22 protein-coding genes and 2 pseudogenes are annotated in these 26,415 nt (G+C 65.5%); 10 read left to right on the top strand and 14 right to left on the bottom strand.

Translation table 11 applies throughout. The features are described 5' to 3' along the window. The first annotated feature begins 10 nt into the window (after nt 1-10). Nucleotides 11-1,075, top strand: coding sequence for a glycoside hydrolase family 6 protein (locus tag ACIPV2_RS01635; protein ID WP_400837579.1), 1,065 nt, complete (start codon nt 11-13; stop codon nt 1,073-1,075). Between the two features lie 91 nt (nt 1,076-1,166). After that, entirely contained in the window at nt 1,167-2,165 is a 999-nt protein-coding gene (locus ACIPV2_RS01630) for a response regulator transcription factor (RefSeq protein ID WP_400837576.1), read from the top strand. 10 nt (nt 2,166-2,175) lie between these two features. Here ACIPV2_RS01630 and ACIPV2_RS01625 read toward each other — a convergent pair whose 3' ends face one another. The 6 genes from ACIPV2_RS01625 to ACIPV2_RS01600 form a co-directional block, all read right to left on the bottom strand. Next, on the bottom strand, nt 2,176-3,639 hold the full coding sequence (locus ACIPV2_RS01625; RefSeq protein ID WP_400837573.1) for a glycosyltransferase: 1,464 nt from the start codon (nt 3,637-3,639) through the stop codon (nt 2,176-2,178). A 125-nt stretch (nt 3,640-3,764) separates the two neighbouring features. Further along, a complete protein-coding gene (locus tag ACIPV2_RS01620) occupies nt 3,765-4,475 on the bottom strand; it encodes a fructose 1,6-bisphosphatase (protein ID WP_400837571.1) in 711 nt (236 codons plus the stop codon). A 125-nt stretch (nt 4,476-4,600) separates the two neighbouring features. Next, nucleotides 4,601-5,209: a hypothetical protein gene (locus ACIPV2_RS01615; RefSeq protein WP_400837568.1), complete on the bottom strand. Its 609-nt coding sequence runs from the start codon at nt 5,207-5,209 to the stop codon at nt 4,601-4,603. Between the two features lie 80 nt (nt 5,210-5,289). Next, on the bottom strand, nt 5,290-6,813 hold the full coding sequence (locus ACIPV2_RS01610; protein WP_400837565.1) for an aldehyde dehydrogenase family protein: 1,524 nt from the start codon (nt 6,811-6,813) through the stop codon (nt 5,290-5,292). Nucleotides 6,814-6,822: 9 nt separating this feature from the next. Further along, entirely contained in the window at nt 6,823-7,449 is a 627-nt protein-coding gene (locus tag ACIPV2_RS01605) for a class II aldolase/adducin family protein (protein ID WP_400837562.1), read from the bottom strand. A 26-nt stretch (nt 7,450-7,475) separates the two neighbouring features. Then, on the bottom strand, nt 7,476-8,771 hold the full coding sequence (locus ACIPV2_RS01600; RefSeq protein ID WP_400837559.1) for an MFS transporter: 1,296 nt from the start codon (nt 8,769-8,771) through the stop codon (nt 7,476-7,478). Nucleotides 8,772-8,921: 150 nt separating this feature from the next. On the opposite strand from ACIPV2_RS01600, the gene ACIPV2_RS01595 reads away from it, so the two are divergent. Then, on the top strand, nt 8,922-9,833 hold the full coding sequence (locus tag ACIPV2_RS01595) for a sugar-binding transcriptional regulator (RefSeq protein ID WP_400837556.1): 912 nt from the start codon (nt 8,922-8,924) through the stop codon (nt 9,831-9,833). Nucleotides 9,834-9,866: 33 nt separating this feature from the next. Here ACIPV2_RS01595 and ACIPV2_RS01590 read toward each other — a convergent pair whose 3' ends face one another. The 3 genes from ACIPV2_RS01590 to coaA all read right to left on the bottom strand — a co-directional run bounded on the left by ACIPV2_RS01590 (nt 9,867) and on the right by coaA (nt 13,565). After that, nucleotides 9,867-10,883 (bottom strand): NAD(P)-dependent oxidoreductase, encoded by a 1,017-nt coding sequence (locus ACIPV2_RS01590; RefSeq protein ID WP_400837554.1) that lies wholly within the window; start codon nt 10,881-10,883, stop codon nt 9,867-9,869. 22 nt (nt 10,884-10,905) lie between these two features. Then, nucleotides 10,906-12,450: an FGGY family carbohydrate kinase gene (locus ACIPV2_RS01585; protein ID WP_400837551.1), complete on the bottom strand. Its 1,545-nt coding sequence runs from the start codon at nt 12,448-12,450 to the stop codon at nt 10,906-10,908. Nucleotides 12,451-12,611: 161 nt separating this feature from the next. Continuing rightward, nucleotides 12,612-13,565 carry a type I pantothenate kinase gene (coaA, locus tag ACIPV2_RS01580; RefSeq protein WP_400837549.1) on the bottom strand — a complete coding sequence of 318 codons (954 nt, stop codon included), beginning with the start codon at nt 13,563-13,565 and terminating at the stop codon, nt 12,612-12,614. A gap of 320 nt (nt 13,566-13,885) precedes the next feature. Between coaA and ACIPV2_RS01575 the strand changes: the two genes are divergently transcribed. The 6 genes and pseudogenes from ACIPV2_RS01575 (at nt 13,886) to ACIPV2_RS01550 (ending at nt 20,020) form a co-directional block, all read left to right on the top strand. Next, entirely contained in the window at nt 13,886-14,911 is a 1,026-nt protein-coding gene (locus ACIPV2_RS01575) for an LCP family protein (protein WP_400837546.1), read from the top strand. Between the two features lie 55 nt (nt 14,912-14,966). Beyond that, complete coding sequence (galE, locus tag ACIPV2_RS01570; RefSeq protein WP_400837543.1) at nt 14,967-15,992, top strand: UDP-glucose 4-epimerase GalE; 1,026 nt, start codon at nt 14,967-14,969, stop codon at nt 15,990-15,992. A 24-nt stretch (nt 15,993-16,016) separates the two neighbouring features. Beyond that, nucleotides 16,017-16,787 carry a low molecular weight phosphatase family protein gene (locus tag ACIPV2_RS01565; protein ID WP_400837541.1) on the top strand — a complete coding sequence of 257 codons (771 nt, stop codon included), beginning with the start codon at nt 16,017-16,019 and terminating at the stop codon, nt 16,785-16,787. 99 nt (nt 16,788-16,886) lie between these two features. Next, nucleotides 16,887-17,066, top strand: a pseudogene (locus ACIPV2_RS01560) (hypothetical protein); the annotation flags it as partial. A 673-nt stretch (nt 17,067-17,739) separates the two neighbouring features. Beyond that, on the top strand, nt 17,740-18,759 hold the full coding sequence (locus ACIPV2_RS01555; RefSeq protein WP_400837538.1) for a polysaccharide pyruvyl transferase family protein: 1,020 nt from the start codon (nt 17,740-17,742) through the stop codon (nt 18,757-18,759). A gap of 184 nt (nt 18,760-18,943) precedes the next feature. Further along, on the top strand, nt 18,944-20,020 hold the full coding sequence (locus ACIPV2_RS01550) for an EpsG family protein (RefSeq protein WP_400837535.1): 1,077 nt from the start codon (nt 18,944-18,946) through the stop codon (nt 20,018-20,020). A 358-nt stretch (nt 20,021-20,378) separates the two neighbouring features. Here ACIPV2_RS01550 and ACIPV2_RS01545 read toward each other — a convergent pair whose 3' ends face one another. The 3 genes from ACIPV2_RS01545 to ACIPV2_RS01535 form a co-directional block, all read right to left on the bottom strand. After that, complete coding sequence (locus ACIPV2_RS01545) at nt 20,379-20,573, bottom strand: ATP-binding protein (protein ID WP_400837532.1); 195 nt, start codon at nt 20,571-20,573, stop codon at nt 20,379-20,381. Between the two features lie 479 nt (nt 20,574-21,052). Then, on the bottom strand, nt 21,053-21,220 hold the full coding sequence (locus ACIPV2_RS01540; RefSeq protein WP_400837529.1) for a hypothetical protein: 168 nt from the start codon (nt 21,218-21,220) through the stop codon (nt 21,053-21,055). Between the two features lie 358 nt (nt 21,221-21,578). Continuing rightward, nucleotides 21,579-21,908: a hypothetical protein gene (locus ACIPV2_RS01535; protein ID WP_400837527.1), complete on the bottom strand. Its 330-nt coding sequence runs from the start codon at nt 21,906-21,908 to the stop codon at nt 21,579-21,581. 886 nt (nt 21,909-22,794) lie between these two features. Here ACIPV2_RS01535 and ACIPV2_RS01530 point away from each other — a divergent pair. Beyond that, nucleotides 22,795-24,034, top strand: a pseudogene (locus ACIPV2_RS01530) (ISL3 family transposase). Nucleotides 24,035-24,359: 325 nt separating this feature from the next. On the opposite strand, the gene ACIPV2_RS01525 reads toward ACIPV2_RS01530, so the two are convergent. Both ACIPV2_RS01525 and ACIPV2_RS01520 read right to left on the bottom strand, forming a co-directional pair. Beyond that, nucleotides 24,360-25,616, bottom strand: coding sequence for a lipopolysaccharide biosynthesis protein (locus ACIPV2_RS01525; RefSeq protein ID WP_400837525.1), 1,257 nt, complete (start codon nt 25,614-25,616; stop codon nt 24,360-24,362). Further along, nucleotides 25,550-26,368, bottom strand: a complete 819-nt coding sequence (locus ACIPV2_RS01520) for a glycosyltransferase family 2 protein (protein ID WP_400837522.1) — start codon at nt 26,366-26,368, stop codon at nt 25,550-25,552. Before ACIPV2_RS01520 ends, ACIPV2_RS01525 begins: the two co-directional genes overlap by 67 nt. Nucleotides 26,369-26,415 lie beyond the last annotated feature (47 nt).

Genomic DNA, 26,415 nt, shown 5'->3' with positions numbered 1-26,415 from the left:
GATTGCCGCCATGACACGACGGTCCGAGCGCCCTGCCCGCCGGACCACCATCTCGAGCAGCAGCCCCCGCGTCAGCCGCTCGAGATTCGGGAACAAGCACGTGGTGCTCGCGCTGGTCGTCGCGGCCCTCGTCGTCATCATCGTGGCACTCGTCATCACGGTGAGTTCTGCGCAGAGGTGGGTGTTCGGTGCATTGGCGGCGCCCCCCGCGACGGGCACCGTGATCGTCGCGCCGACGAGCTCGAAGGCGCGTGTGGCGCTCGAGACAGACGGCATGGATGCCGAGCAGCGCAGCGCCACCGAATACCTGGCCGAGCAGCCGACCGCATACTGGCTGACCCCGGAGCAGGACCCCCTGGGCCGCGCGGGTCGCACCGTGTCGCATCTGACCACAGCGGCTCGCGATGAGGGCGTCGCCCTCGCCGTCGTCATCTATGGACTGCCCGGCAGAGACTGCGGCAACCACTCCGCGGGAGGGCTGAGCGAGCGGGAGTACCAGGCGTGGATCGACGACATCGCAACCGCTCTGTCCGCTGCCCCTGACCTGCAGAAGATCGTCGTGCTCGAGCCTGACAGTCTTGCCCTCGCGCCGGAATGCGCCGACATCGACGAACGGGCCGAGCAGCTGCGCGACGCAGTCGACAGGCTGCAGTCCCCCGGCACCTGGATCTACCTCGACGGCGGCCACAGCGCCTGGCTCGCGCCGACGGAGATGGCCGATCTCATCGACCTCGTCGATGTGGGTGGCAAGGTGCGCGGCTTCGCGACCAACGTCTCCAACTACCAGTCGACGCACGAGGAGTTCGCCTACGCGCATGCTGTCGCGGCTCGCCTCGACGGCATGCACGCCATCGTCGACACCTCCCGCAACGGTGCGGCGAGTGCGGGTACGGAGTGGTGCAACCCGGCCGGGCAGCGCATCGGCGACGCCGGAGGAACATACGGCGACGATGTCGTCGACACGAATCTGTGGATCAAGCCACCGGGCGAGAGCGACGGCCCGTGTCAGGGCGGGCCGGATGCCGGGGTGTGGTGGCCGGAGGCCGCGGCGACGCTGACGACCGACGCACGGTGACGCGCGTAACCCGTCGCGCGCGGGCGCTAGCATGAATCCAACCGAGACGAATTCCCCGCGCCTCCCCCTTCTCCCCGAATGAGAGTTCTGCATGCTGGATGACGGTCTGCCCCCGAAGACAGCGGTGATCGTCGAAGACGACCCCGATGTGCGTCACCTGCTGGCCGAGGTGCTCGAAGCTGCGGGCTTCTCGACGGTGTCGGTGGGCAACGGCATCGACGGCGTACGCGCAGTGCTCACCTATCAGCCGCTGATCACGACGCTCGATGTCAACATGCCCGGCATCGACGGCATCGAGGCCGCCCGACGCATCCGCGCGCAGAGCGACACGTACATCATCATGCTCACCGCCCTCGATGAGGAGGCGGATGTCGTGCTGGGGCTCAGCGCCGGTGCAGACGAGTACATCCACAAGCCGTTCCGCCCGCGCGAGCTGCGAGCCCGCATCGAAGCGATGCTGCGCCGCCCACGCGGAGGGGACGGGGCGACGCCGCGTCAGGAGCAGTTCGGCCGGTCATTCCCCGCACCCCGCGACAGGGGTCAGGGGTATGCCTCAGCAGGTGGCGCCGCTTCTGACCGGGCGGGCGAGCCCGGTTCGCGCATCGCCGCGGTGAGTCCGAGCGAGCGCGCTTCGGGCACGGACGACACCTCGCCTCGCGAGAACGTGGTGGTGCACGAGAACGGCCAGTACCTGCATGTGGTTGAGCCGGGCACAGCTCTCGTGCCGCACATCGTGCACGGCGAATTGGAAGAGGGCACCTGGGTGTCGCACCGCGACCTGCGCCTCAACGCCGACACCCGCACGGTGCTCGTGCAGGAGAAGAACATCGAGCTCACCCGCACCGAGTTCGATCTGCTCCGCGCGCTGATGGAGTCGAAGCGGCGCGTGCGCAGCAAGGCCGATCTGACGCTCGTCTTGCGCGGCGAGTCGTACGTGACGAGCTATTTCGTGGGCGACGCCGACAAGCGCGCGATCGAAGCGCACATGACGAACCTGCGCCGCAAGCTCGGCGACAACCCCGTGCAGCCGCGGTACATCGAGACCGTGCGCGGCGTGGGGTACCGGCTCACCACCGAGCTGACCAGCTGACCCAACACGCTCAGACCTTGTAGCCCTGGTAGCGCCGCAGCAGCTTGAAAACCATCAGCACGGTCTGCGTGACGGTGACCACACCGAGCATCGGCCAGCCGACCCACAGGATCGCCGATTGAATGGCCGGGGTCAGCAGGTTCCAGGCCACCGCGAGGCCCACGAGCACGACGACGAGCATCACCAGCGGCATCCAGTGCGCACTGCCGCTGCCCCTCTCGGCTTGGGCCTGCATGGCCCAGTTGTCGACCTTCTTGCGTGAGAGGAAGCGGAACCACGATCGCACGAAGTGGCTGAGCCTGATCCACATGAAGATCTCTGCGGGAAAGACGAGCGCCGCGAACAGGATGTCGCTGGCCTTGCGGTCTTTCATCGTCATCGCGATACGGACGTTCAGCAGCGCTGCCGCGAGGGGCGGCAGGAGCCACCACGGCGAGAACACGAACGCGTTGATCGAGAGCGACGCCGCGAGCAGCGTGAGGAAGCCGATGCGCACCAGCAGATTGGTGAGCATGCCGAAGTTCTCGAACCACCGCAGGCGCAGGTTCGGGTGGAAGGGCTGGCCCTTCGTGTCGCCGCGCTGGCCCGGCCACATCAGCTCGATGGCGCCGAAGGTCCACTTCACCTGCTGGGCGTCGTAGGCGCGGATGGTGGTCATGCCGCCGACATCCGCTCGCGCGTACGGGCTGATCTTGGTGAGGTAGCCGGCGCTCTTGATCTGCAGCGACAGCAGTGAGTCCTCGACCTCGCTGTCGCGCACCCACGGGGTGCGCTGCCGGTTCGCGACCATGACGTCACGCAGGGCTGTGGTGGAGAAGATCGAGAACTGGCCGCCGAGCACCGCCATGTTGCGTCCACGAAGCAGATTCTGCAGGTTGAACGCCGCGAACTGCGTGCGCTGCCCCGTGATGAGGAACTTGGCGATGCCGCCCTTGATGGGCGCGGTGTCGATCGAGTAGATGGCGGAGATCCCGCCGATGCGCGAGTCGGACACGGCCTCCGTCTCGAGGTACTCCACGGCTCGCGTGTCGCCGATCGTGTCGCCGTCGACGCCGAGCAGATAGTCGTAACCTTCGACCAGCGCGTAGCCGTAGTTGAGCGCGCCGACCTTCTTATCGGGGTTCTTGCCGATGTCGTGCACGAACACCTCGGTGAACTGGTCGCCGAGTTCGGTGGTGATCTCGTGCGGGCCGGCGAACTCCGAGGCCACCTTCACCGTCTTGTCGGTGCTGTTGTTGACCACGACGTGGATCACATCCGGAACCCGCGTCTGGGCGAGCAGCGAGGTGATCACGGCTGCGATCGAGTCTTCTTCGTTGTACGCGGGGATGACGCAGCCGATCGTCGAGCGGTGCCCGGAGGAGCCCTCCAGCACTGCCGCGAAATCGTCGGCGAAGCCCGGAGCGTGGCTGGACGGCGCCAGCTCGCTGCCGCTGGCGATACTCTGCTGCGAATGCACGTACTCGGTCGTCACGACGGGGCCTTTCGATCTGCAGCGCGTGGCTGCGCTTTCTGACACGATCATCCTGATCGAGTCACCGCCGGATCTCCGCGAGGAGAGCACGGGGTCTGCTCAAGGTCGGCTGAAGATCGCCGAGGTCACTTTTCGAGCGAATGGATGCGCACGGGCAGCACCTGGTACACCGTCTGCTGCTGGAAACTGGCGTCGTCGTTGGCCGCGCCCTCGACCGCGATGGTCAGCGCGAACTGCAGAGTGATGCCGGTCGTGTCGGCGGGAAGCTGGTGGATCGTCGTCTCGGGCACGAGAAGGCCGCCCTGGAAGCTGTTCAGCAGCAGACCGCGGTCGGAGCGCAGGGTGTCGGTCGGCACGAGCGTTCGCGGGTCGGCGGTGAACTGGAACGGAGCTGACGTCTGGTTCGACGTCTGAGCGGTTTGCGAGGTGATGGCGATCTGCGACAGATACACCCGACGCTTCTGTGCGAGAACGGCCTTCTCGTCGACGCGGTGGTCGTAGACGTTGACCGCGAAGCCGAAGCTCTTGTCGCCGTCTGGATGCCATTCCATGGTGCGCTTGGGGTCGTACGCCCACACGTCGAGACGCACCTCGAGGCCGTCGGCCACATCGCTCGAGAGCGAGACCGATCCGTCGCGCGTGAACTGGGACTCGAACCCGCTGTCGTCGGCGGTGTCCGTCGCGGTCGCCTTCGGGGTGGGCAGCACCGACCTCGGCGGCTGTGCGCCGTTCATCGTGTCGATGATCTGGCCGCAGCCAGTGAGGCCCGCGATCGCCGCGACGGAACAGATCGCCACCACGGCGCGTACCGTGCCGCGGGCACGTCGATGAGTCATGGAACGCCCTCCTGGGCCGTTGCAGGAGTGCAGGCCCGTCGGTACGTTATCGGCGCCGAATCGGGGTTTCTGGTGGCTTCGGACGCCGTTGCGGTGATCTTGCGCTGATCTTGAGCTTGCCCGGCTCAGTCGTCGGATTCGGGCTGAGCGATGGCCACCGTAAGCGTGTCGGTCGCGGTCTGCTTGGCGTATTCGGCCGACGTGGGTGTGGTCTGCACGAGGAAGTCGAAGGTGACCTGCAGAGTGACCGATGTCGCCTTTTCGTCAAGAGGGCCGACGTTGAAGGTCTGCGAGTAGCTGTAGGGCGCGAGCACCAGGTAGCCGGGGGCGACGGTTGCCGCATCGGTCTGGGGTTCGAGTGGGGCAAGATCCCGATCGCCAGCGGCAGCGACTGCGGTCACCGTCGCCTTCTGCAGATACACCTTCTGGCCGTCGTCCGGGGTGACGCTGGTGACGAGCGAGACGCTGAGCGGTTTCACGGCTCCCGCCGTCCACCGGTCCATCGGCAGCGTCGACCAGTAGTCGACCTTCGCTGTCACCGCGCCGGCGACCAGTTCCCTCTGGGTGCTGCCACTGGAGAGATCGTTCGGCACGGGTGGTGCGACGGTGGCGGATGCCGAAGGCGTCGCCTCTGGATCATCGACCGTCCATGGCGCCGGCCCGCATCCGGTCAGCGCGAGAACACCGATCACTCCCAGTGAGGCGATGATGCCCCGCACAGCACTCTTGCGCATGTTCTCCCCTTGCCGCCGCCCGGCAGGCAGCACGCTCAATCCTAGAGTCAGGCGAGCGTGGGGCGAGAGAAGAGGTCGCGTCAGTGGGCGAGGTTGGTCCACACCGTGCGCGTCTCGAGGTACGACTCGAGGTTCGCGTGGCCCATGTCGCGGCCGTAGCCCGACATCTTGAAGCCGCCGAAGGGTGCCGCGGCGTCCGTCGCGCCGTACATGTTGATGTACACCGTCCCGGCCTGCAGCAGCGAGGCGAGGCGATTGGCGCGTGAGATGTCGCGGGTCCACACCCCGGCCGCGAGCCCGTACGGCGAGTCGTTCGCGCGTCGCGCAATCTCGTCGATGTCGTCGAACGGCTGGGCGACGAGAACCGGGCCAAAGATCTCTTCTCGCACGGCGGGGAACGTGTCGTCGACGTCGGTGAGGATGGTGGGCTGGATGTAGTAGCCGCCCGGGATGCCCGTCTGGGGGAAGGCCGATCCACCGGCGGCGACCGTGGCGCCCTGGGTCTGCGCGCCGTCGATGTAGCTCAGCACGCGCTCGTGCTGACGGTTTGAAATCACCGGGCCCAGGCGCGCTGCCGGGTCGAAGCCGTGGCCCACGGTCAACGACGTGGCGATGGCTGCGAGGCGGTCGACGACCTTCTCGTATGACTTCTTCTGCACGTACAGGCGCGACCCTGCCGCGCACGCCTGCCCCGCGTTGAAGAAGATCGCGCTGGCGGCGGCCGCAGCGGCCTCGTCGACCGGGCTGTCGTCGAAGATGATGTTCGGGCTCTTGCCGCCCAGCTCGAGGGTGACGCGCTTGACCATCGGGGCGCAGCGCTGGGCGATGCGGGTGCCGACCGCGGTCGAGCCGGTGAAGGCCACCTTGTCGACCCCGGGGTGGTCCACGAGCGCCTCCCCCGCCTCGGCGCCGTATCCGGTGAGGATGTTCAGCACGCCTTTGGGCATCCCGGCTTCGAGGGCAAGCTGACCCAGCCGCAGCAGCGACAGGGGCGTGTTCTCGGCCGGCTTCATGATGATCGTGCACCCTGCGGCGAGCGCGGGTGCGATCTTCCAGACCCCCATCAGCAGCGGGTAGTTCCAGGGCACGATCTGCGCGACCACGCCGACCGGCACGCGCTCGGTGCGCACCATCGCGTCGGCGATCGAGACCGGGATGGTGTTGCCCTCGATCTTCGACGGCCATCCGCCGAAGTACTCGAGGTGGTTGATCGCGAGCGGCAGATCGACTTCGGCGGCCGCGCTCTTCAGTTTTCCGCCGTCGAGCACCTCGAGTTCGACGAACTCGTCGGCGTGCTCTTCGAGCAGACGCGCGAGGCGCAGGATGATGCGACCTCGGTCGAGGGCGCTCATGCGCCGCCAGGGCGCGTCCGGCGCGAAGGCTCGCCGCGCCGCCAGCACGGCGCGATCGGCATCCACGTCATCTGCGGCCGCCGAGTGGGCGATCACTGCTCCGGTGCCCGGGTCGACGATGTCGATCGTGCGACCGGAGTGCGCTTCGACAAGTTCGCCGTCGATCAGCAGCCGCGGCGGCGCGGCGAGGAAGCGCTTGATTGCCTCGCTCAGATGTGAATTGATCGAGAGGGGGCTCGTTGAGCTGGTCATGATTTCCGTTCAGGCGTGGTGCAGGGCGCTGAGCGCGTCAGCCGGGAAGGTCGTGTCGGTGTCGCCGAGCAGCAGCGCGCGGTATGTCGCCGTGGCGGCTTCTTCGAGGTTGAGAGCGCGGCGGAACGCCATGCTCACGGAGTCGCCGAGTGCAGAGCATCCGTGGTGCCCCATGATCACGCAGTCGTGGCGCTCGGCCTGCTCGGCGGCCGACGCCGCGAGCTCGTCGGATCCGTTCGGGTAGTACGGCGTCGCGCCGACCGAGCGGACGTAGTACGCGTGGTCGAGGGTGATCAGGCGCACCTCGTGGCCGAGCGCGTTGAGAAGCACCGCGTGCTGCGGGTGCACGTGCACGACCGCGTTGACGTCGGGGCGCACGAGATACGAGCGCTGGTGCAGCTTCCATTCGCTGGAGGGATGCTGCGACCCGTCGAGCACCTGGCCCGACAGGCTCATCACCGAGAAGTCGGCCGGTGTGAGCCTGTCGAGCCACGTGCCGGAGCCGGTGACCACGAAGGTGTCGTCATCGATGCGGGCGGAGAGGTTCCCGCCAGACGCGAGCGCCAGTCCGCGGGCGACGATGTCGGTGCCGACGGCGATGAGTTCTTCGATGAGTGATTCCACGGAGGTGATCATGGTGCTCCTTGTCGATTCGGTGGGGGTCAGGAAGCGGCGCCGACCGGCGCGGAGGCCGCAGCGACGGCATCTGGCGCGGTCCGCGGCTCCTTGAGCAGGAACGTGAGGCCGAAGCCCACGAGGTAGAGCGCCGCGATGACCCAGACGGTGCCCTCGATGCCGACCGGCACGGCGAGACCGGCGATGACGGGGCCGATGAACTGGCTGAGGCCGGCGCCGAGGTTGAGGATGGCGACAGCCGCCGCCTTATTCATCGGGGCGAGCAGAGGAACGATCGCGGTCAGCGGCACGAACATGCCCAGCGCGAGACCGTAGACGATGGCGATCGCGATGGTGATCCAGAAGTTGGGTCCGATGAGCGTGGGCACGTAGAAGAGAGCGAGCACGGTCACGAAGCACCCGATGCCACCGGCCCAGGCCACGACGTTGACGCGGCCGATCCAGTCGGCAAGGTAGCCCGAGAGCAGGTTCGCGGCGACGTTGGCGGCGAGCATGGTGCCCCAGATCATCTGCCACTGTGCGAGGTCGAAGCCCACGTCGCGCACCATATAGGTGGTCAGGAACACGACGAATGCGTAGAACGACAGGGTGTTGATGATGCGCACCACACCGCCGACGCCGACCTTGGGGTTGGTGGCGACGATGGTCAGCGAGCTGACGACGCCTTTGACGCTGTCGGCGACGGTGACCTTCTTCGTCGCCGGGTTGCGCAGCAGCACGAGCACCATGACACCGCCGATGACGACGAACGCGAGCGCCAGCCACAGGGTCGCCAGTTCTCCGATGATGGGGATGACGGCGCCGGCGAAGTACGAGCTGAGCACGCCCAGACCGAGTGTCGAGAAGAACCAGTACCAGCCGACCGCCCGGCCCATGACGCTCTCGTCGGTGTCGATGGTCACCCACACGAGGAAGCCGAACGCGAACATCGGATAGCCCAGTCCTCGGATGCCGAAGGCGAGCAGCATGATCTCGAAGTTGCCGCCCATGACACCGAAGACGAGAAAGAGCACCTCGAAGACGACCCAGATGCCGAAGCCGAGCATCATCACGCGCTTGGGCCCCCAGGCTTCGGCGAGGGCGCCGCTGAGCCAGGCGGCGACCGCGACGACGATGCCGTAGACCGACCACAGCAGGGCGACCTGGCCGGCGTCGAAGCCGCGCGCGTCGAGGTAGGGCGAGAGGAAGCCGGCTTCGATGCCGTCTCCGATCATGAAGATTGTCAGTGCCACGAAACCCCAGGCGATGGGTCGTGAGATGCCCTGCGAGCTGAGCAGCCGGGCGAACCGGCCCTCCGGCGAGGCTGTTGCGGGATTGACCATGGATGTCTCCTCGTTGAGCGCGAAACGATTCGGGTATAGATGTACATTTGTTCAGTCACGTGAACTAATGCCCATCAGTATCTTGGCATGCGCTTCGCGATTGTCAAGCGGCGGAGTCGCGCCGAATCTCTACGTGGAAGGATGGTCAGCATGCTGATGGGTCGCGTCGCGCGCATGTACTACGAGCTCGGTCTGACCCATCAGGAGATCGCCGACTCGCTCGGTCTGTCTCGGGTGCGGGTGACGCGATTGCTCGCCGAGGCACGGGACGCGGGCATCGTCGAGATCATCGTGCACGTCGAGGAGTCGGTGTTCGCCGCCGAAGAGCAGGCTCTGGCCACGCGCTTCGACCTGCGTCAGGCGTGGATCGCTCCGAGCGTCGACGACCCAGGCAAGGCATCACGGGCACTCGCCGCAGTGGGCGCCGAGGCACTCAGCAGCGTGATCGAGAAGGAGGCCACGGTCGCGCTGGGCCTGTCGACCGCGGTGGCCGCTGTGGTGGATGTCTTCCCCCAGCGCTCACTGGGCGCGCGCTTCGTGCCGTTCACCGGATCGAGCAGCGGGCTGGTGAACGGCGCCAACCCGCACGAACTCACGCTAGCCCTGGCTCGTCGCACCGACGGATCGGCCTTTCACCTGCCCGCCCCACTCGTCGCCGTCTCGGCGCAGGCGGCCGAAAGCGCGTACGCCGATCCCGGAGTCGAGGAGGTGCTCGCACTGGCAGCACAGGCGACAGCGCTCGTCGCCGGCATCGGCAGCACGCACGACGACCGCGGACTGCTCTTCCGTTCACTCAAGGAAGAGGAGCGTACCGAGCTTCTCGCGGCAGGGGCGATCGGCGACCTGGGCGGCCGATTCTTCGACGCGTCCGGCGCAGCGGTGCGCGGTGACCTGGATGCGCGCCTGATCGGGCTTGAGCTGGATCGGCTGCGAGCGATTCCCGCGCGCCTGGCGATCGCCGCGGGAGCCAAGAAGCTCGACGCGCTGCGCGTGGCGCTCTCGAGCGGCATGGTGAACATGCTCGTCACCGACTCCAACACGGCCGCCGGCCTGCTCGCGTGAGGCCCGGCCGCAGCGGCGGCCGGGCCTCGACGCTCAGTGCTGGTCGGCGGCGGCGAGCGCCTTCGCGTTCGCGGTGCCGGGAACGGCGTCGCCGGCCACCCATCCGCGCAGTGCCGCTGCGGCGATGCGGGAGTGCTCGACGATGACGTCGTCGGAGGCGCCAGCGATGTGCGGGGTCATGGTGACGTTCGGGAAGCTGAAAATCTCGTGATCGCGCGGCAACGGCTCCTGGTAGAACACGTCGAAGCCTGCTCCCGCGATGCGCCCCTCACGCAGCACGGACATAAGTGCCTGCTCGTCGATGATCGCCGCGCGGCCCGCGTTGATCAGGTAGGCGTCCGGCCGCAGCAGCGCGAGCTCGCGCTCGCCGAGCAGCCCCTCGGTCGAGGGCATCAGCGGCACGTGCACGGTGACGATGTCGGAGGTCGACAGCACCTCCTCGAGCGGGGCCACGCTCGCCTCGTCACCGAAGGCATCGGGGGCGAGGTAAGGATCGTAGACCTTCACCGTCATGCCGAAGCCGCGCGCACGCGCGATCACGCGCCGGCCCACTGCGCCACCGCCGAGCACGCCGAGCGTGCGGCCCGACAGGCCGATCGAGCGGAACTTCTCGTAAGGCTCGAAGACATCGTCGCCGCTCCAGTTGCCGTCGCGCAGCCAGCGCTCCGATTCGCTCACCTTGCGCACGGTCGCCAGCAGCAGCGCGAAGCTGAGGTCAGCTGTCACGTCGGCGTTGCGCCCGGGAGTGGTAAAGACGGGGATGCCCCGGCCGGTGCACGCTTCCACGTCGACGTTGGCCGGCTTGGCACGGCACGACACCACCGCCCGCAACGCGGGCGCCTTGGCCAGGGTTGCGTCGTCGATCACGTCGAGCTCGGCGATGATCACATCGGCCTCGGCGAGCGCCTCGTCGATGCCCCGCTCGGTGAGCGAGTTGCCGTCCATGGTGGGCTCGACGAGCGTGATGTCGAACTCATCTTTGAGGGATTCGGCGATCGCGTCGTCGAACGACGAGGTGATCAGCACCTTCGGCCGGGCATGTGCACTCATTTGTTCTCCTTCGTCGTGGCTGTCAGATGGGGGATGGCGCGCTCGCGGCGTGCGAGCTGGTCGCATCGCGCAGCCCTCGCAGGCCCCGCCAGTGCGGACGCAGGGCATCGCGAGTGGCGATGAAGAGCTGGAAGGCGTCGTCGTACAGAGGCACACGCGAATCGTCGGGCCGGAAAGTGGTCGTCGACGGCGCGAGCCTGTTGGATGCGTGATGCAGGTCGTCGGCGAGACCGGCAGCGACCATGGCCAGCGTCGCCACGCCGCGGGCGCCGACCTCGGGCTCGTCCTGACGCACGATCTCGCGCGCAGTCACGTCCGCCAGGATGGTGCACAGCAGGTCGGAGTCCGACCCGCCGCCACACACCAGGAGACGCCCCTGCAGGCCCAGGGCGTCGGCGCATTCGCGCAGGCTGAAGGCTAGGCCCTCGTACACGCTCCGCAGCAGTTGGCCGGGAGTCGTAGTGACGCTCATGCCCAGCCACGACGCCGAGGCGTCGGGGGCGAAGAACGGCGCTCGCTCGCCGCTGGGTGCGCCGTAGGGCAGATAGAGCACTCCCCCGCTGCCCGGCGCGACCGCGGCCGCCTGCTTCTCGACGACGACCCAGTCCTCGCCCTCGAAGCCGATCGTCGCGCGCACCCAGTCGAGGTTGGGCGTGCCGGTCATCGCCGCCATCGACTCGAGCACCTGCGTGCCCCGCCCTGTGGCCAGCACGATGCTCGACTCGGTGCGCATGTCGGCGCGCGAGGCGTGGTTGACGCCCACGAGGCTGGTGGTGCCGAGAATCGCATAGCCGCGGCCGTCGTCCAGCACGCCGAGCCCGATGCCGGCGGCGGCCGTGTCTACCACGCCGACCACGACGGGTAGACCCTCTGGCAGCCCGAGGGCTGAGGCGACGTGCGGGGTCACCGTTCCGGCGATGTGCTGCGGGGCGAGGATCTCGGGAAGGATACCGCGCATGTGCTCGTGACCGAGCGCCTCGAACAGCTCTGCGCTGTACGCGCCCGTCGCCGTGTCGAGGTACGTGCGTGAGGCTTCGCTCGGGTCGGTGGCGCGGATCCCGGTGAGCTTGAAGCGCAGCCAGTCCTTGCAGTTCAGCTGGGTCAGCGTTCGATCGCGCAGGTCGGGGTCGGCGGCGAGCAGTTCATCGACGAGCACGGGAAGCGCTCCTGAGAACAACGGCGATCCGGTCGCATCCTGTACAGCCTGCGCTCGGCCATCGCGCAGCCACTCGTCAACTCTGTTGTGAGCACGACCGTCGAGCCATAGCGCCGCGGGGCCGACCGGGCGCCCGTCGGCGTCGACGAGCCAAGCACCGTCGCCCTGGCCGGTCACGCCGAGGGCGACGATGTCGGCGTCGCCGATCTCGTCCACGACGGCGGAGATGGTCGTCGCGGCAGCGGCCCAAACGTGCTCCATGTCGGCCTCGGCCCGCCCGTCTTCGGCGTGACGCACATGCACGCTCGAGCGCGACACGCTCGCAATGTGGCCCTCCAGGTCGAAGGCGACGGTCTTCACCGACGTGGTTCCGGCGTCGACGCCGAGGATGACTCGAGTGCGGCTTTGCACACTGACCTCCGAACAATGGTGCAGGCAGATGATCCATTGTTCAGCATAGTGCCGCGCAAAGAGGGCGGCAACACCGCTTGCGGCCGTATGAACGCAGCGCGCGCTCGTAGGGAAGGGCAGCGCGAAGCCGCCCACTCAGCGCGATCCCCGGCTTGAGCGAATCACACCTTGCGCAGCTGCACGCTCTCGACAGCGTGCTCGGCACCCTTGCGCAGCACGAGCGTGGCGCGGTGCTTGGTGGGCATCACGTTCTCGACGAGGTTGGGCATGTTTATCTGGTTCCAGAACCCGAGCGCGGTCGCGACCGCCTCGTCGTCGCTGAGGTGTGCGAACACGTTGAAGTATGACGACGGGTTGCTGAACGCACTCTGCCGTAGCGCGAGGAAGCGGTCGATGTACCAGCGTTCGATATGACTGGTGTCGGCGTCGACGAAGATCGAGAAGTCGAACAGATCGCTGACCGCGACGTCGTTGGGCGCCGGCGGCGGTTGCAGCACGTTGAGGCCCTCGACGATCACGACGTCGGGACGACGGACGACAACGTGCGCGTCGGGCACGATGTCGTAGCGCATGTGCGAGTAGAACGGAGCGCGCACCTCGGCTGCACCGCTCTTCACCTCGGTGAGGAACGAGAGGAGAGCACGGCGGTCGTACGACTCGGGAAAGCCTTTGCGGTCCATCAGCCCGCGCCGCTCGAGCTCGGCGTTCGGGTAGAGGAAGCCGTCGGTCGTCACCAGCTCGACGCGCGGGGTGCCCGGCCACCGGCTCATCAGCTCGCGCAGCAGTCGCGCGATGGTCGACTTGCCCACGGCGACCGACCCCGCGACCCCGACGACGAACGGCGTCGTCGCATCGCTCTCCTGCAGGAAGGCGCTGGTGGCCGCGCCGAGCTGACGGGTCGAGCTGGCGTAGAGACTGAGCAGGCGGCTCAGCGGCAGGTAGACCTCGCGCACCTCCGTGATGTCGAGGCGGTCGCCGATGCCGCGAATGCCGACCACCTCGGTCTCCGTGAGGGGCTGATCAATCCCCGCCGCCAGTCGCGCCCAATCGGCGCGGTCGATCTCTCGATACGGAGACAACGGCAGCGTCGGATCGATGGCGGTCACGGGATTCATCGTAATCGGCCAGAGGGCCCGCATTTCCGCGTGGCGGGATGCGCTGGCTGCAGCCTGGTCGACGCCGAACCTCAAGATCAGCGCAACGTTTACGCGAGAAAACACAAGCATCCGTTCAGCTGCTCCCACGGAGGCCGAACGGCGGATAACGTGACTCGTGCGATACGGCCCTCTGGCGGGGCGATGATCCTGGGGCTGAGCCACCTGTGGCTCAGATGATCAGCTGGGGGCTGGAGGGCCGTACGCAACTTCCCAGGCCATCTGGACGGTTCCGGTGACGCGCGTAGGCCGCTTTCAGCCGGAGACGGGATAATCACCCTATGCAGATCTCTGACCCCGATGGGGCCGCCGTCACTCAGACCCCCTCCCGCCGGAAGCGTCGATGGGTCTGGGGCATCGTCTTCGGCCTCGTCGCCGTGCTCGTCGCGATCGCGGTCACGGGTGCCGTCTATCTGGGCAGCTTGGCATCGTCATACGGCAAGGCCGAGACCCTGCCGTCGGCAGAGGTGTTCCCGACCGAGGCCGCGAGGCCGACGCAGAGCAACCCGGAGGCGATGAACATCCTGCTGCTCGGTTCGGATTCCCGCCAAGGTCTGGGCGGTTCGCAGTCCGACATCCGCGGGCAGCGCGCCGACACCATGCTGCTCGTGCACATCCCGGCCGACCGCTCGGGTGTTCAGGTGATCTCGTTCATGCGTGACAACTGGGTGGAGATCCCCGGTTACGGCAACGGCAAGCTGAATGCGGCACTGGCCTTCGGCGGCACGCCCCTGCTGGTGCAGACGCTGGAAGGCATCACCGACGTGCGCATCGACCACGTGGCGATCACCGACTTCGAGGGCTTCAAGGGCCTGAGCGAGGCGCTCGACGGTGTCACGGTGAACAACTCGATCGCCTTCAAGGAAGGCAAGTACTCCTTCGCTCAGGGGCCCATCGAACTGCGTGGCGATCAGGCGCTCGCATACGTGCGCGCCCGCTACCCGTTCACTGACGGCGACTATCAGCGCGTGCGCAACCAGCAGGCGTTCATCAAGGGGATGCTCGACAAGCTGGTCAGCCGCGAGACGCTGACCGACCCCGGCCGCATCTCGGCGTCGGTCGACGCGCTCGCCCCGTACCTTGCGGTGGATGAGGGCCTGGATGCCGGCTCGGTAGCATCCCTCGGTCTCAGCCTGCGCGAGGTCGACAAGAGCGAGATCCTCTTCCTCACCTCGCCGACGCTCGGCACCGACATGGTCGGCGACCAGTCGATCGTGCGCCCCGACTGGGACGGCCTGGCCGCCCTGTCGCAGGCGCTGAAGAACGACACCGTGCCGCAGTACGTCGCCGAGCATCCCACCAAGTGATTGCGATGGAGCGGCCGCTCGGGTGACCGGCGCGGCCGCCCGGTAGCATCGAGTCGTGCGTGTACTCCTCACCGGCGGTGCCGGCTACATCGGATCCCATGTCGCTCTCGTGCTGCTCGAGCGCGGCGACGACGTCATCGTCGTCGACGACTTCTCGAACAGCAGTCCCGAGTCGCTGCGGCGGGTCGAGAAGCTCACCGGCAAGTCGGTGCAGGTGATCGAGGCTGACCTCGCCGATCGCGCGGCAGCAGATGCGGCGCTCGCGGACGTCGATTTCGACGCCGTCATCCACTTTGCCGGCCTCAAGGCGGTCGGCGAGTCGGTGGCGCAGCCGTCGCGGTACTTCCGCACCAACCTCAACTCCACGCTCAACCTGCTCGACATCATGCGCGAGAAGGACGTGCGCAAGCTCGTCTTCAGCTCGTCGGCGACGGTTTACGGCACACCGAATGCCGGCGTGGAGCGCCTCGACGAGAATCAGCCGGTCGGTGTGGGCATCACCAACCCATACGGCCGCACGAAGGCGTTCATCGAGCAGATCATCGCCGATGTGCAGGTCGCCTGGCCCGAGCTCGAGGCTGTGCTGCTGCGCTACTTCAACCCGGTCGGCGCGCACCCGTCCGGAGAGATCGGTGAGGACCCGTCGGGCATCCCGAACAACCTCATGCCGTTCGTCGCACAGGTGGCCGTGGGCCGGCGGGAGAAGCTCGCCGTGTTCGGCGACCAGTACCCGACCGTCGACGGCACCGGGGTGCGCGACTACATCCACGTGATGGACCTCGCCGAGGGGCACGTCGCCGCTCTCGAGCACCTCTCCCCCGGCGTCGACGCGTATAGCCTCGGTTCCGGCGAGGGCTCGAGCGTGCTCGAGGTCGTGCGCGCGTACGCCGAGGCGAGCGGCCGTGAGATCCCCTACGAGATCATCGAAGCCCGGGCCGGAGACCTCGCCACCACGATCGCCGACCCCGCGAAGGCCAACGCGCAGCTCGACTGGCGCACCACACGCTCGCTGGCGGACGCGTGCCGCGACTCGTGGGCGTGGCAGGTCAAGAACCCGAATGGTTTCGCGTCGCAGGCGTGAGCCTGTTCACGAAGAGGCGATGCCGTGTCCGACTCTGAGAGCAGCAAGCGTCCTGGCCTGCGGCGCGCGGATCTCCGACGCCTGCGCGAGGCTCTGACGAGAGGCCAGGCCGACGTTCCCGGCGCAGTCTCACCCGCGCCGGCCGTTCCGCCGGCTGCCGCCGCCCGTCCCACCCCGCCGATCGCGCCCGGCGGTGACGGCGGGACGATCATGACCGTGTGCACGGGCAACATCTGCCGCTCTCCGATGGGCGAGGTGCTGCTGCGTTCCGCGCTCGCAGATCTCGGGGTGCGCGTGCACAGCGCCGGCACCCACGCGCTGGTCGACGAGGGCATGACCGAGCAGGCGCTGCAGCTGGCGATCGGGCACGGGGCGGATCCCGCGGCCGCGGGCGACCACCGTGCCCGGCTGCTGACCGGGCCGTTGCTCACCGAGACCGACCTCGTGCTGACGATGGCGCGCGAGCACCGCTCACACGTCGTGCAGATGATGCCGGCCCTACTGCACCGCACGTTCACGCTGCGCGAGTTCGCCCGCCTGGCGGCGACGCTCACCGACGACGAGGTGCGCGCGGGTGTCGCGTCGGCTGGCCCGGATGCCGGAGCGCGGCTGCAGGCGCTGGCGCGCCTCATCGGCAGCCAGCGCGGCACGGTGCCCGCCGAGCCCGACAACGACGACGTGATCGACCCCTACCGCCGTTCGCAGAAGACCTACGACCTGTCCGCCTCGCAGCTCGTGCCGGCGGTGACCGAGGCGGCGCGTGTCGTCCGGGCAGCGCTCTCCCCCGGTCGTTGAGCGAGCGCAGCGAGTCGAAATGAAGTCCCCCCCGGTCGTTGAGCGAGCGCAGCGCGTCGAAACGAGACCTTCCATGAGCGCCGACTCGTCGCACGCTACGCGACCAGCACCATGATCGAAATCGCGCAGACACCTCTACCTAGACGCTATTCAATAGTGTCCGACGTGATAGTGAACTCGCTCGGCACGGCGATCGGGCGCTTCATCATGCGCCTGTTTGTGCAGCGGGCGCCTCACCAACTAACTCGGTTCCTTCCCGGAGTTCGTTCTGGTCGCTGAGTTCATAGGAGAGCCCGATTGCGCTCGACCAGCTCGGACGCTGATTCGCTCGCTCGCGCGTGGCACCGATGATGTAGCGCTGTGCGTCTCTCCGAGCGCGCGGTGACTTGCGATTGAAAGCACAACTGCGGCGAGCGACGAGGTACCAGTCCAACGACGCTTGTCGTCGCAGCTAAAGGCTATTGGGGGCCTAGAAATCCGCTCCGCTTCGTATGGAACGCCGCCCTAGCGATGGCTGCGCTGCCCGCCAGTGACGAATGTAACCTCGAGCAAGGTGCTGCCGATTCTGTTGGGGGCGCTGCTACGAGTGCCGACCACCGCTTGGCTTTTTCCCGCGACCGTTACCGCTCTCTTGGAGCTAGGAAGCGAGCAAGAAGCAGTTGAGGAACCCTGCCCGGATCGCCCCGTACGCGCTGGTTCGAGGCCCCATACTCGCCTACGGTAGAGTTTTGAAGCAGGGGTCAGCCCCGCGCTGGGTGCTAGTAAGCGGCCGTTGAAGGCATCAAGAGTGTGAGGACCGAGGGACTCGCCTTTCGGCTGGTCTTACCGAAGTACCGAGTAAGACGATCGGTGCACGTGATGCAGCAAGTCCTCTCGCCAGCTGAGCCGCGCCGGAAGCCTCGATGCCGCACGCGAAAGTCGCGTACGTCAAATCGGATGAGAACGGACGGACATGAAGCGCGTGCACGCTGTCGGTTACTACGGGTGGGACAATTTCGGAGACGAACTGTTCCGCGCTACAGTGGAGCTCAATCGAGAACTCCTCTGGGGTCCCGGCGCTCGCGTGAGATCGTTCGTAACACCGTTACCCTGGCTTCACCAGAATTTGGGCATTATCGGTCGCGGAACGAGGTTGCTCGAGACGACAGCAGGAATGCTTTGGAGTAACACCACCGCATTGTGCGGGGGATCGGTCCTCGAAGACGTGCGAGGAGTCGAACGAGTCCGAGCTGCCGTGCGTTTCGGCCGGAAATCCATAGAGGCCATCGGGGTGTCACTCGGCCCGTGGGCTTCTCTCGCGGCTAGCGATCGAGTTCGCGCATACATCGATTCGATGGACCGCGTCGTTGTCCGAGACCAGGCGTCCGCCACGCGACTAGGCCAGCACTCGGGCATCACCGTTGGTGGCGATCTCGCAGCGTTATATCCCATGCCCTCCATCCCCGAGAAGACCCGCACGCACCTCACGATCTGCGTCTCGAATGACTCGCACTCCAGCGTAGATGACCTGACGAAACTGCTCGCACCGCTTCTTGAGACTGTTGACGTACCTACGCGAATACTCGCGCTGAATGTCCGCCGCACCCATGGTGACGTCGAATTGGCAGGTGCAATCAAGTCTCGCTTGCGTCGCCTTGGCATTAACGTAGAAGTGGCTCGATTCGAGAGCGTTGAACAGACAATCGAAATGATCGCCCAGTCGAGAGCGGTGTGGTCGCAACGCCTCCACGGACTCATCGTCGCTTATTTGTGCGGCGTTCCGATCATTGCCCTGAGCCACCACCAGAAGATCACAGACTTCGCCGAGGACATCGGGCTGCCATCTCGCTTCTTCCGACGAACACTCGAACCGGACAGTGACCTCACGCGCGCTGCAGTAGAATCACTGACGGTTCCCCAAGAGTGGCGCGTCCCTCCAGCGGAATACGTCGAGTCCGCCCGCAGGGCTCTCGCGGCTGCGCAACACCGGTGAATCAGGGAGCCGATCAAGTGTGACGTATCACATATCGCCCCGCGCCACACACTAGATAGGCCGATCGTGGCCAGAAAGTGGGGAGATCCCCACCCCATTCCGAAGAACTCACAACCTGAAGGGCGGAGCAAACCGCGTGGGTGCATATTTCACGGTCGCAATATCGGCACTTCTCCTCGCATCCATGTCGACGGCTGTGTCCCGGCACGTTATGTACGCCGGGCGGCCGCAGGCGTATCACCAGGGAGAGCTTAAGAATCCGGATGTGCGCTATCTCTCTGAGCGCAAGAGCAATCTATTCGACCTGATTGCGATTTTCATATTGACCGCATTAGCCGGTTCTCGTGCGGTGACCGTGGGGACGGACACCCGGGTCTACGGATGGATCTTTGACGCCCTTCCCAAATCCGCTTCGATTTCAGAACTGCTAAAATTTGGTACGCAAGAGGCAGGGTACACCTTGCTCTCGTACCTCGTGAAGTCGCAAGGCGGTAGTTTCACCACGCTGCTTTGGGCAGCCTCCGCGATCACGGTAACGACAGCATACTGGGCACTTCGACGTACGTCAAAGAACTTCACCTTGGCGTTAGCCATATTCGTAATGCTCGGCGCGTACACGATTCAATTCAATACGCTACGGCAGGGAATGGCGATAAGCATCTTGTTCCTCGGAGCGACGTTCCTTGGCAAGCGTCGCGGCTGGCTGATCTACACGTTGCTTGGGCTTCTCGCGACATCCTTCCATTCTTCAGCGCTTGTCGCCACGCTACTTCTTGCCTTGTTTTACCGATGGCATCTCACGATCTCGCGGCTGTGGGTCGGGGCCTTTCTGGTGATCGGCCTCACTGCGGCTTTGTGGGGTAGCCCCTGGCTTCTGTCAATCATCGAAGCATTCAACCCGTCCTATGCGGTCTATGTCGACTGGAAATTGGAGGCGGGTGTCGGACTTTGGCTTCTGATTGTCGCTCGGCTCGCACTCCTGGTTTACGCGCTCGCGCTACGCCCCACTGAGGATGACATGAAGTATGCGACCTGGTCAGCCCTAGGAATCGCGTGGATGATCATCGGTAGTCAGTCGCTAATCGTTTCCAGGCTTTCCGCTTACTTCCTCGTCTTTCTCTGCGTACTAGTACCGAACGCGATGCAGGAGAATAAAGCGGGGAAAATGCATGTGGTTGTTCTCCTGATCAGTGGGGCAATTTTCATGGCGCTGAACGTGACGAATTTCGGCGATCTGGTTCCGTACGAATTCGCGCCGTGAGCTTAGTTTTCGTATTCGGTGCGAGGTCGGTGGGGTGGTGAGGCAGGCAGGTGAATCAGCGCGCTCGTTCGGCGTTAGACCGACCTTGATGATGAGGAAGAGTTGGCGCGAGATCAAATAATCGAGGAGACGCGCCAGAGCCGAGCGCGTCGATCGGGGTTGCGCCTATGGTCGAGCACTCGCATGTCGACATTGGTTTTTGAGCGGGTGACGACCGATCCCCAGCCGAAGATTCGACATCTCAAGGGTGAGACGCTGAGCTACGGTGATCGAGCCAGATCCTCAAGCCAGCAGCGGTGTCAACGGCGCTCGAATTCCGAACGGTTTCGGCGTTCGAATTGGGACAGTTGTCGGCAGTCTAGTCAGCCGGGTCGGTCATGTCGGTCCGTGTGCTGGGGAGGCTGTCGATGCCGCGCCCTTGGAGCCGGTAGCTGGCGCCTTCTAGGGTTATGACTTCGGCGTGGTGAACGACGCCGTCGACCATCGCCGCGGCGACCACTTGGTCTCCGAACCCTGTGCCCTGGCCGGAGAATCGCATGTTCGAGATGAGCACGAGGGAGGCGTGTTCGTAGCGGGACGACACGAGCTGGAAGAACAGGTTCGCGAAATCTTACTCGATCGGCAGGTAGCCGGCCTCGTCGACGATGACCAGCCCGTAGCGTCGTAGCCGGGCGGGTTTCTGCGGGAGCCGGCCTTAGCGGTGCGCGTCGGAGAGGCGTGTGACCCATTTGGTGGCGGTGGCGAACAGCGCCCGGTGCCTTGGTGGGCGGCGACGACGCCGAGCGCGGTGGCCAGGTGCGTCGTCCCCATGGCCGGGCGGGTCGAGAAGAACACGTTGCGGGCGTCGAGGAGGAACGCCCCTGATGCCAGGCTCGCGACCTGCTTGCGGACGGTGGACTATTGCTCCCAGCCGAAGTCCTCGATGGCTTTGACCGCAGGGAACCCCGCTGCGCGGATCCGCGGGCGAGCGCCGGAGGCGTTGCGGGCGCTCACTTCGCGTTCCAGCACCGCGGCGAGATGGTCCTCGAACGATCAGCCCGCGGCTCGGGCCTGTTCCGCGAGCCTGCCCACGGCTTCGAGGATGCGCGGCGCTTTCAGTGAGCCGGCAAGGTACGTGAGCTGCTTGACAGCCTCGGTCTGCTTGGTCGCCATCATCACCCGCCTCCATGCCGAAGGCGCCGTCATAGTCGGCAAGCTCACGGACGAGATCATCATCCGCTGCGACCGAGTGCGGAGTTCAGAACTGCTCTCGCAGCACCTTGGCGGTCGCCAAATGTGCCGGCTGTTCGGCGAGCAGGCGGCCATCGGCCCTGACCCTGGACGCGGTCCAGGTCAACGGCGATATCGACAGCCAGCCGACGGCGCGGGGATCGACAGAGTTCGTGTGGACGTAGTAGTCCCTCCTCAGCCGAACCCCGTTTCGCCAGCCCAGATGCAACGGGACCGGTGGCAGCGGCAACGTCGCAGCCGGGGCCGCGTCGATGCGCTGGACCGGGGAAGCCTTCGAGGTGCAAACATTTCGCGCGTTGGCGAGCTGAAGCCACTCAGTGCACTGCTCCTAGAAACCCGCGGGAGATGCGTACGAGCGGCCGGGCATGAACGACGTCTCGAACCAGCCGTTGCGCCGCTCGACGATCCCTTTGGACTGCCGATCCCGTGGAGGTAGCAGCACCAGCTTCGCCGCCAACGTCGCCATGCACGACGCAACATCTTCCGCACGTCTCGGGCCCCGGCCGATCCCGGGCTGGTGGTCCCGGATAAACCGGCGCGGGACCGCACCGATCTGCTGCAACAGGTCCCAACTGCCCAGGAGCAGATCCTCCGTCTTGCAGGTCCGGATCATCCGCCCGAAGATGAACCTGGGGTGCGCGGGCGTGATCAACAACACCGGCAGCAGCTTCGCCCTGCCGTCCTCGAGCGGGATCTTCCGTAGCCGGAACCAGACATCACATCGCCCGGCTCCCAGATCAACCGGTCCGCAGGATCGACGCGTCGCGGCTCGGGCCGTAACCGCTTCACGTTGTCACGGAACCAGCGGTCAAGCCCGTCCAGCCCACCGCTCGGCCAGCACCGTCGCCGGCATCTCCGGCTTCTCCCGCGGAAGTTCCGTCGCCCGAGCCTCGAACGGCGTGAACGACGTCACCGCCGCTGCACGCTCATATTTCGGCGGCGAATCCGACGCCACGCGGCGTACACCGTGGTCCGCGAGGCCCCCACCTTCTCGCGATCTGCGCCTTCGTAACGCCCCCGCCGAAAGCCCGCGAATCAGTGCCCAGTCCTCCGAAGCGATCACACTCCAATCGTCGAGTGTTCACTCTTCAAGCGCCGCTACTGTCCGGTTTTCGAGCGCCGCCGACAATCGGCGTTTTCGCCGCGGATCTCCGCCGGCCCACGCCAAGACGATGTTATGTGTCGACATCTATCGCTAGGACTTCCAGGTCGAGCTCACCTGGCGCACGACTGATATAGCCAGCAGTGGCCCCGTCCCTTCCCGCGATTGCGAACCGCGAGGGCCTGCCACGGCCGCATCCAGGTGCTGCGTAGCGCAGACCTGCGCCGGGCGTATCACGACCTGTCCCGGCACCTAGCGGGTCCTGAAGCCACTAATTCGGCGGTGCTCCAAGAGTGAACGCTCGACGATGCGAGTGTCGGACTCTTTCAACGAAAAGGGCTCGTCACGAATGAGGGTGTAGTCGGTTCGGTGGGCGGGTACGGTTCGAGGTCTCCCGGATGACGGAAGTTCTTCACGCTCACCATCGCCGAAAGACCTCGACGTGCTCCACCCTACGTTCGCGACCCTGACCTGACCGCGTTCTGCCGCCTCGACGAGCTCGGGCTCGTCGCTGTCGGCCAGTTGATCGAGCTAGACCGGGCAACGATCGAGTGCCGCGTCGTGGACGACGACCCGTGTCGCAAGTGCGGCGCGGAGAGGGTGCCGCGCGACAAGGTGACGCGACGGCTCGCGCACGGGCCGTTCGGGCACCGGCCCACGACGCTGCTGGTCCGGGTGCGCCGATACCAGTGCGGCCGTTGCCGGTGCGGCCGTTGCTGGCGGACGTGGCGGGAGGACATGACGAAGGCGGCGGCACCGAGGGCAAAGATCTCCCGTGGTGGCCTGGAGTGGGCGCTGCGGGGCATCGTCGTCGACCATCTCACCGTGACTCGTGTCGCGGCCGTCTCGGGGTGTCCTGGAGCGCCGCGAACGCCTCCGTCCTCGCCGAAGGCAGAAGGCGGCTGATCGACGACCCGGGCAGGTTCGACGCGGTGACCACGATCGGTGTTGACGAGCATGTCTGGCGGCACACAAGTTGGGTGACAGGTACGTGACAGTGATCATCGACCTCACCCCAACCCGCAACCAGACGGGACCCGCCCGACTGCTGGACATGGTCGAATGTCGTTCGAAGGCGGTGTTCAAGCAGTGGCTCGCCGCCCGCCCGAAAGACTGGTTGAACAAGATCGAGGTCGTCGCGATGGACGGGTTCGCCGGCTTCAAGACTGCTGCCGCCGATGAACTCCCCGATGCTGTCCCGGTCATGGATCCTTTCCAGGTCGTCGCCTCGCCGGCGACGCGCTCGATGTCTGTCGCCGCCGCGTCCAGCAAGACACCACAGGGCACCGCGGCACGAAGGGCGACCCTCTCTATAAGGCCCGCCCCACCCTGCACACCGGCGCTAGCCTCTTCACCGGTGGTCAGCGGGTGTTCGCGATCGATGAGCACGTCGCGGTCGAAGCGACCTGGGGCATCTACCAGCGCATCGTCGCCGCCCACGGGAGCCCGACAAGAAGAAGGTCAAGCAGACGATGTAGGCCGTGATCGACGCGCTCACCAGTGGCGTTCCGGCGGCGCTGGTCGAGACGCGCAAGCTCGGCCGCGCGATGAAGCAGCGCGTGACGGACATCCTCGCGTTCTTCGACCGACCCGGCACGTCCAACGGGCCGACAGAGGCCATCGACGGGCGGCTCGAGCACCTCCGCGGCTCCGCCCTCGGCTTCCGCAACCTCACCCACTAAATCGCCAGATCGCTGCTCGAAGCCGGCGGATTCAGACCCCAAGAGTTTGAGGCGGAGCGCCCAGCGTCTGATCGATCGGGGATGCCGGACAATCTATTCGCGAAGATCGATGCGGGCGAGTCTGAGCTTCGCGTGAGGGTGGGCTCATCCGTCAACTGACGAAACCGAGCTGAATCCCGACTTGCAGGCGGGGCTGACGAAGCGGTCAACTGAGAAATGAACCAACCTGGGCTCTATACGAAAACGCCCTCGCCATCCCGGCGCTCCGCCTTGAGATCGGAACCAGCCACGTGGGATCGATTCGCCCGCGATCGTCAGTTCCGACCTAGCTGCGGTGGGACAACGTCAAATACCCAACGATAAGTCGAACCCAGCTCATGACGACGGCTGTCACGAGAGCTGCTATCAGTGGCTCGACTCGGGCTACGGTCAAGGCCAATCCGACCGCGAGACCACATCCAACAGTGCTGGCCCAGATCCATGCCTGGCTTGCAAAGCGCTGCACGACGTTGAATGTGACGCTATATACGTATGCAGGAACTATCGGCACGAAAGCCGCAGCCAGCAACGCCAACTGTGCGTGATCCATGACGAAAGACTCACCATACACAAACCGCAGAACCGAGCCACCAAAAACAATAATGAAGGGAGCGGCGAACACGCCAGCAGCACCGGCAGCGAGCGTGACCCGCCGGGCGCGCCGACGCAACTTCACATATCCTTCCGAATCATGCAGGAGACGGAACGGCGTTATCAAGATGTTCTTGGTAATTGATCCCGCGAGGTTAGCGAGCGTCAGGAGGTACGCGGCGGCGGCAAACACTCCAATACTGGAGGGGCCGGCCGACCAAGAGAGCACCAAGAGCGGCAGGTATGCCGACAAAGACGCCAGCCCTTCGGCCAGGGTAGTCGGAAATCCCGCACGCAGGATGTCGCGGACACCCGAAGACGAAGTACCCGGTTCAAACGTCATCTTGAAAGTACGGATTTGTATCGCGACAGCAATGGCCAGCGATACGACACCGGAAGCAAACACCGCAAGCGCCACCGAACCGTAAAGGAAAAGGAACGCGGCCGCGAGAATAACGGTGAGAACGCTGTTGGCGAGAGTGAAAACGCCAAGCAACATCAACTTGTTGTTGCGCTGAATTCGCCCCTGCAAGAGATCTACAAACGCGTCCGCGCTCTTGACAAAGAGTACCGACCACCAGATCGCCGTTGCCCCGCTTTCAGATATCATCCCCCACAGCGAGACCACGACCACTGCCAGGAACACACCTACGGATCGCAGCATTACGTATGTGCGCCAAGGGAACCTTTCGCGGAGGCTCAGCTGAACAGTTCGCAAACCAAACTGCGAGATGGTGAAGACGGGAGTTGCCACTGAAAGTGCTAGGGAGTATTCCCCCAACACTGCCGCACCCCCGCCGAAGCGAGCGAACATCCAAACCAGCAGCCACTGAGCGAGCGCCCAACTCAGCGAGCCGACCGCGAAGATCGCGCCTCGCCATCTCGTCACCGCGACCGCCGCGAGCGAAACGTCAATCGCAACAAACGGATCAGGGCCCTGACAGTCGAGCACGAGAGACCCAAGGCCAACTCGAACGGCGACATCGCGCGGGCGCGCCGCGCGCCCCAATACGCCAGATACTCGCCAAAGATCATTGACCACGTCCGGGACGACAACCCCGACGCACCATACGCCGCTTTGAACTGCGCGACTAGTGGCAAGTTCACGAGCGCGACGCCGCCATGCATTCCGGCGATTGTGAGCCACAATTCGTAATCTTCAGAGAAACGGCGGTTGGGCGCGAACCGAGGTTTAACATCCCGACGCACCATGACAGAACTTGTCGCCATTCTGTTCCGCTTTATCAACGCACGTTTTGTAACCTCTCTTGTCGGCACACCATCGGAGATCGCAATGCCGTCGAGTTCAGCAACACTCTCTAAACGTAGAGTGCGAGACGCCACCATCTGTAGAGGCATTCTGGACGCGCAAACCGCGGACAGTTGCATTTCCACCTTTCGAGGATGCCATGCATCGTCACTGTCGAGGAACGCTATCCAGGCACCTCCAGACTCATTCCATCCGATATTTCGCGCAAACCCTGGACCCTTGTTCTGCTCCAGAGAGATCAGCCGGGCGATCGGGTATCGCTCAACTATGGCGTTCGCGCGAGAACGTTCCGTCGCACGGGAAGCGTCATCGACCACAATAACTTCTCTTACAGCATGCGATTGCGCTGCCACCGAGGCCAAGGCCCGCGAAAGAGTTGCTGAAGAATTGTAAAAGGGAATAACAACCGAAACGCTACTCATCACCTTGAACACCTAATCGTCGAAGCAAGTCGAACGTTGGTGGCCGTTCGTCGCTGTTC

The organism is Microbacterium sp. NPDC089987 (genome assembly GCF_044748505.1).
GTDB lineage: Bacteria > Actinomycetota > Actinomycetes > Actinomycetales > Microbacteriaceae > Microbacterium.
The sequence above is the reverse complement of the archived record's forward strand: the minus strand, read 5'-3'. Positions and strand labels throughout refer to the sequence as shown.

Bases quoted from the DNA above. Each gene is read 5' to 3' on its own strand.
- ACIPV2_RS01635 (WP_400837579.1), top strand. From the start codon at position 11: ATGACACGACGGTCCGAGCGCCCTGCCCGCCGGACCACCATCTCGAGC.
- ACIPV2_RS01630 (WP_400837576.1), top strand. From the start codon at position 1,167: ATGCTGGATGACGGTCTGCCCCCGAAGACAGCGGTGATCGTCGAAGAC.
- ACIPV2_RS01620 (WP_400837571.1), bottom strand. From the start codon at position 4,475: ATGACTCATCGACGTGCCCGCGGCACGGTACGCGCCGTGGTGGCGATC.
- ACIPV2_RS01615 (WP_400837568.1), bottom strand. From the start codon at position 5,209: ATGCGCAAGAGTGCTGTGCGGGGCATCATCGCCTCACTGGGAGTGATC.
- ACIPV2_RS01610 (WP_400837565.1), bottom strand. From the start codon at position 6,813: ATGACCAGCTCAACGAGCCCCCTCTCGATCAATTCACATCTGAGCGAG.
- ACIPV2_RS01605 (WP_400837562.1), bottom strand. From the start codon at position 7,449: ATGATCACCTCCGTGGAATCACTCATCGAAGAACTCATCGCCGTCGGC.
- ACIPV2_RS01600 (WP_400837559.1), bottom strand. From the start codon at position 8,771: ATGGTCAATCCCGCAACAGCCTCGCCGGAGGGCCGGTTCGCCCGGCTG.
- ACIPV2_RS01595 (WP_400837556.1), top strand. From the start codon at position 8,922: ATGCTGATGGGTCGCGTCGCGCGCATGTACTACGAGCTCGGTCTGACC.
- ACIPV2_RS01590 (WP_400837554.1), bottom strand. From the start codon at position 10,883: ATGAGTGCACATGCCCGGCCGAAGGTGCTGATCACCTCGTCGTTCGAC.
- coaA (WP_400837549.1), bottom strand. From the start codon at position 13,565: ATGAATCCCGTGACCGCCATCGATCCGACGCTGCCGTTGTCTCCGTAT.
- ACIPV2_RS01575 (WP_400837546.1), top strand. From the start codon at position 13,886: ATGCAGATCTCTGACCCCGATGGGGCCGCCGTCACTCAGACCCCCTCC.
- ACIPV2_RS01555 (WP_400837538.1), top strand. From the start codon at position 17,740: ATGAAGCGCGTGCACGCTGTCGGTTACTACGGGTGGGACAATTTCGGA.
- ACIPV2_RS01550 (WP_400837535.1), top strand. From the start codon at position 18,944: ATGTCGACGGCTGTGTCCCGGCACGTTATGTACGCCGGGCGGCCGCAG.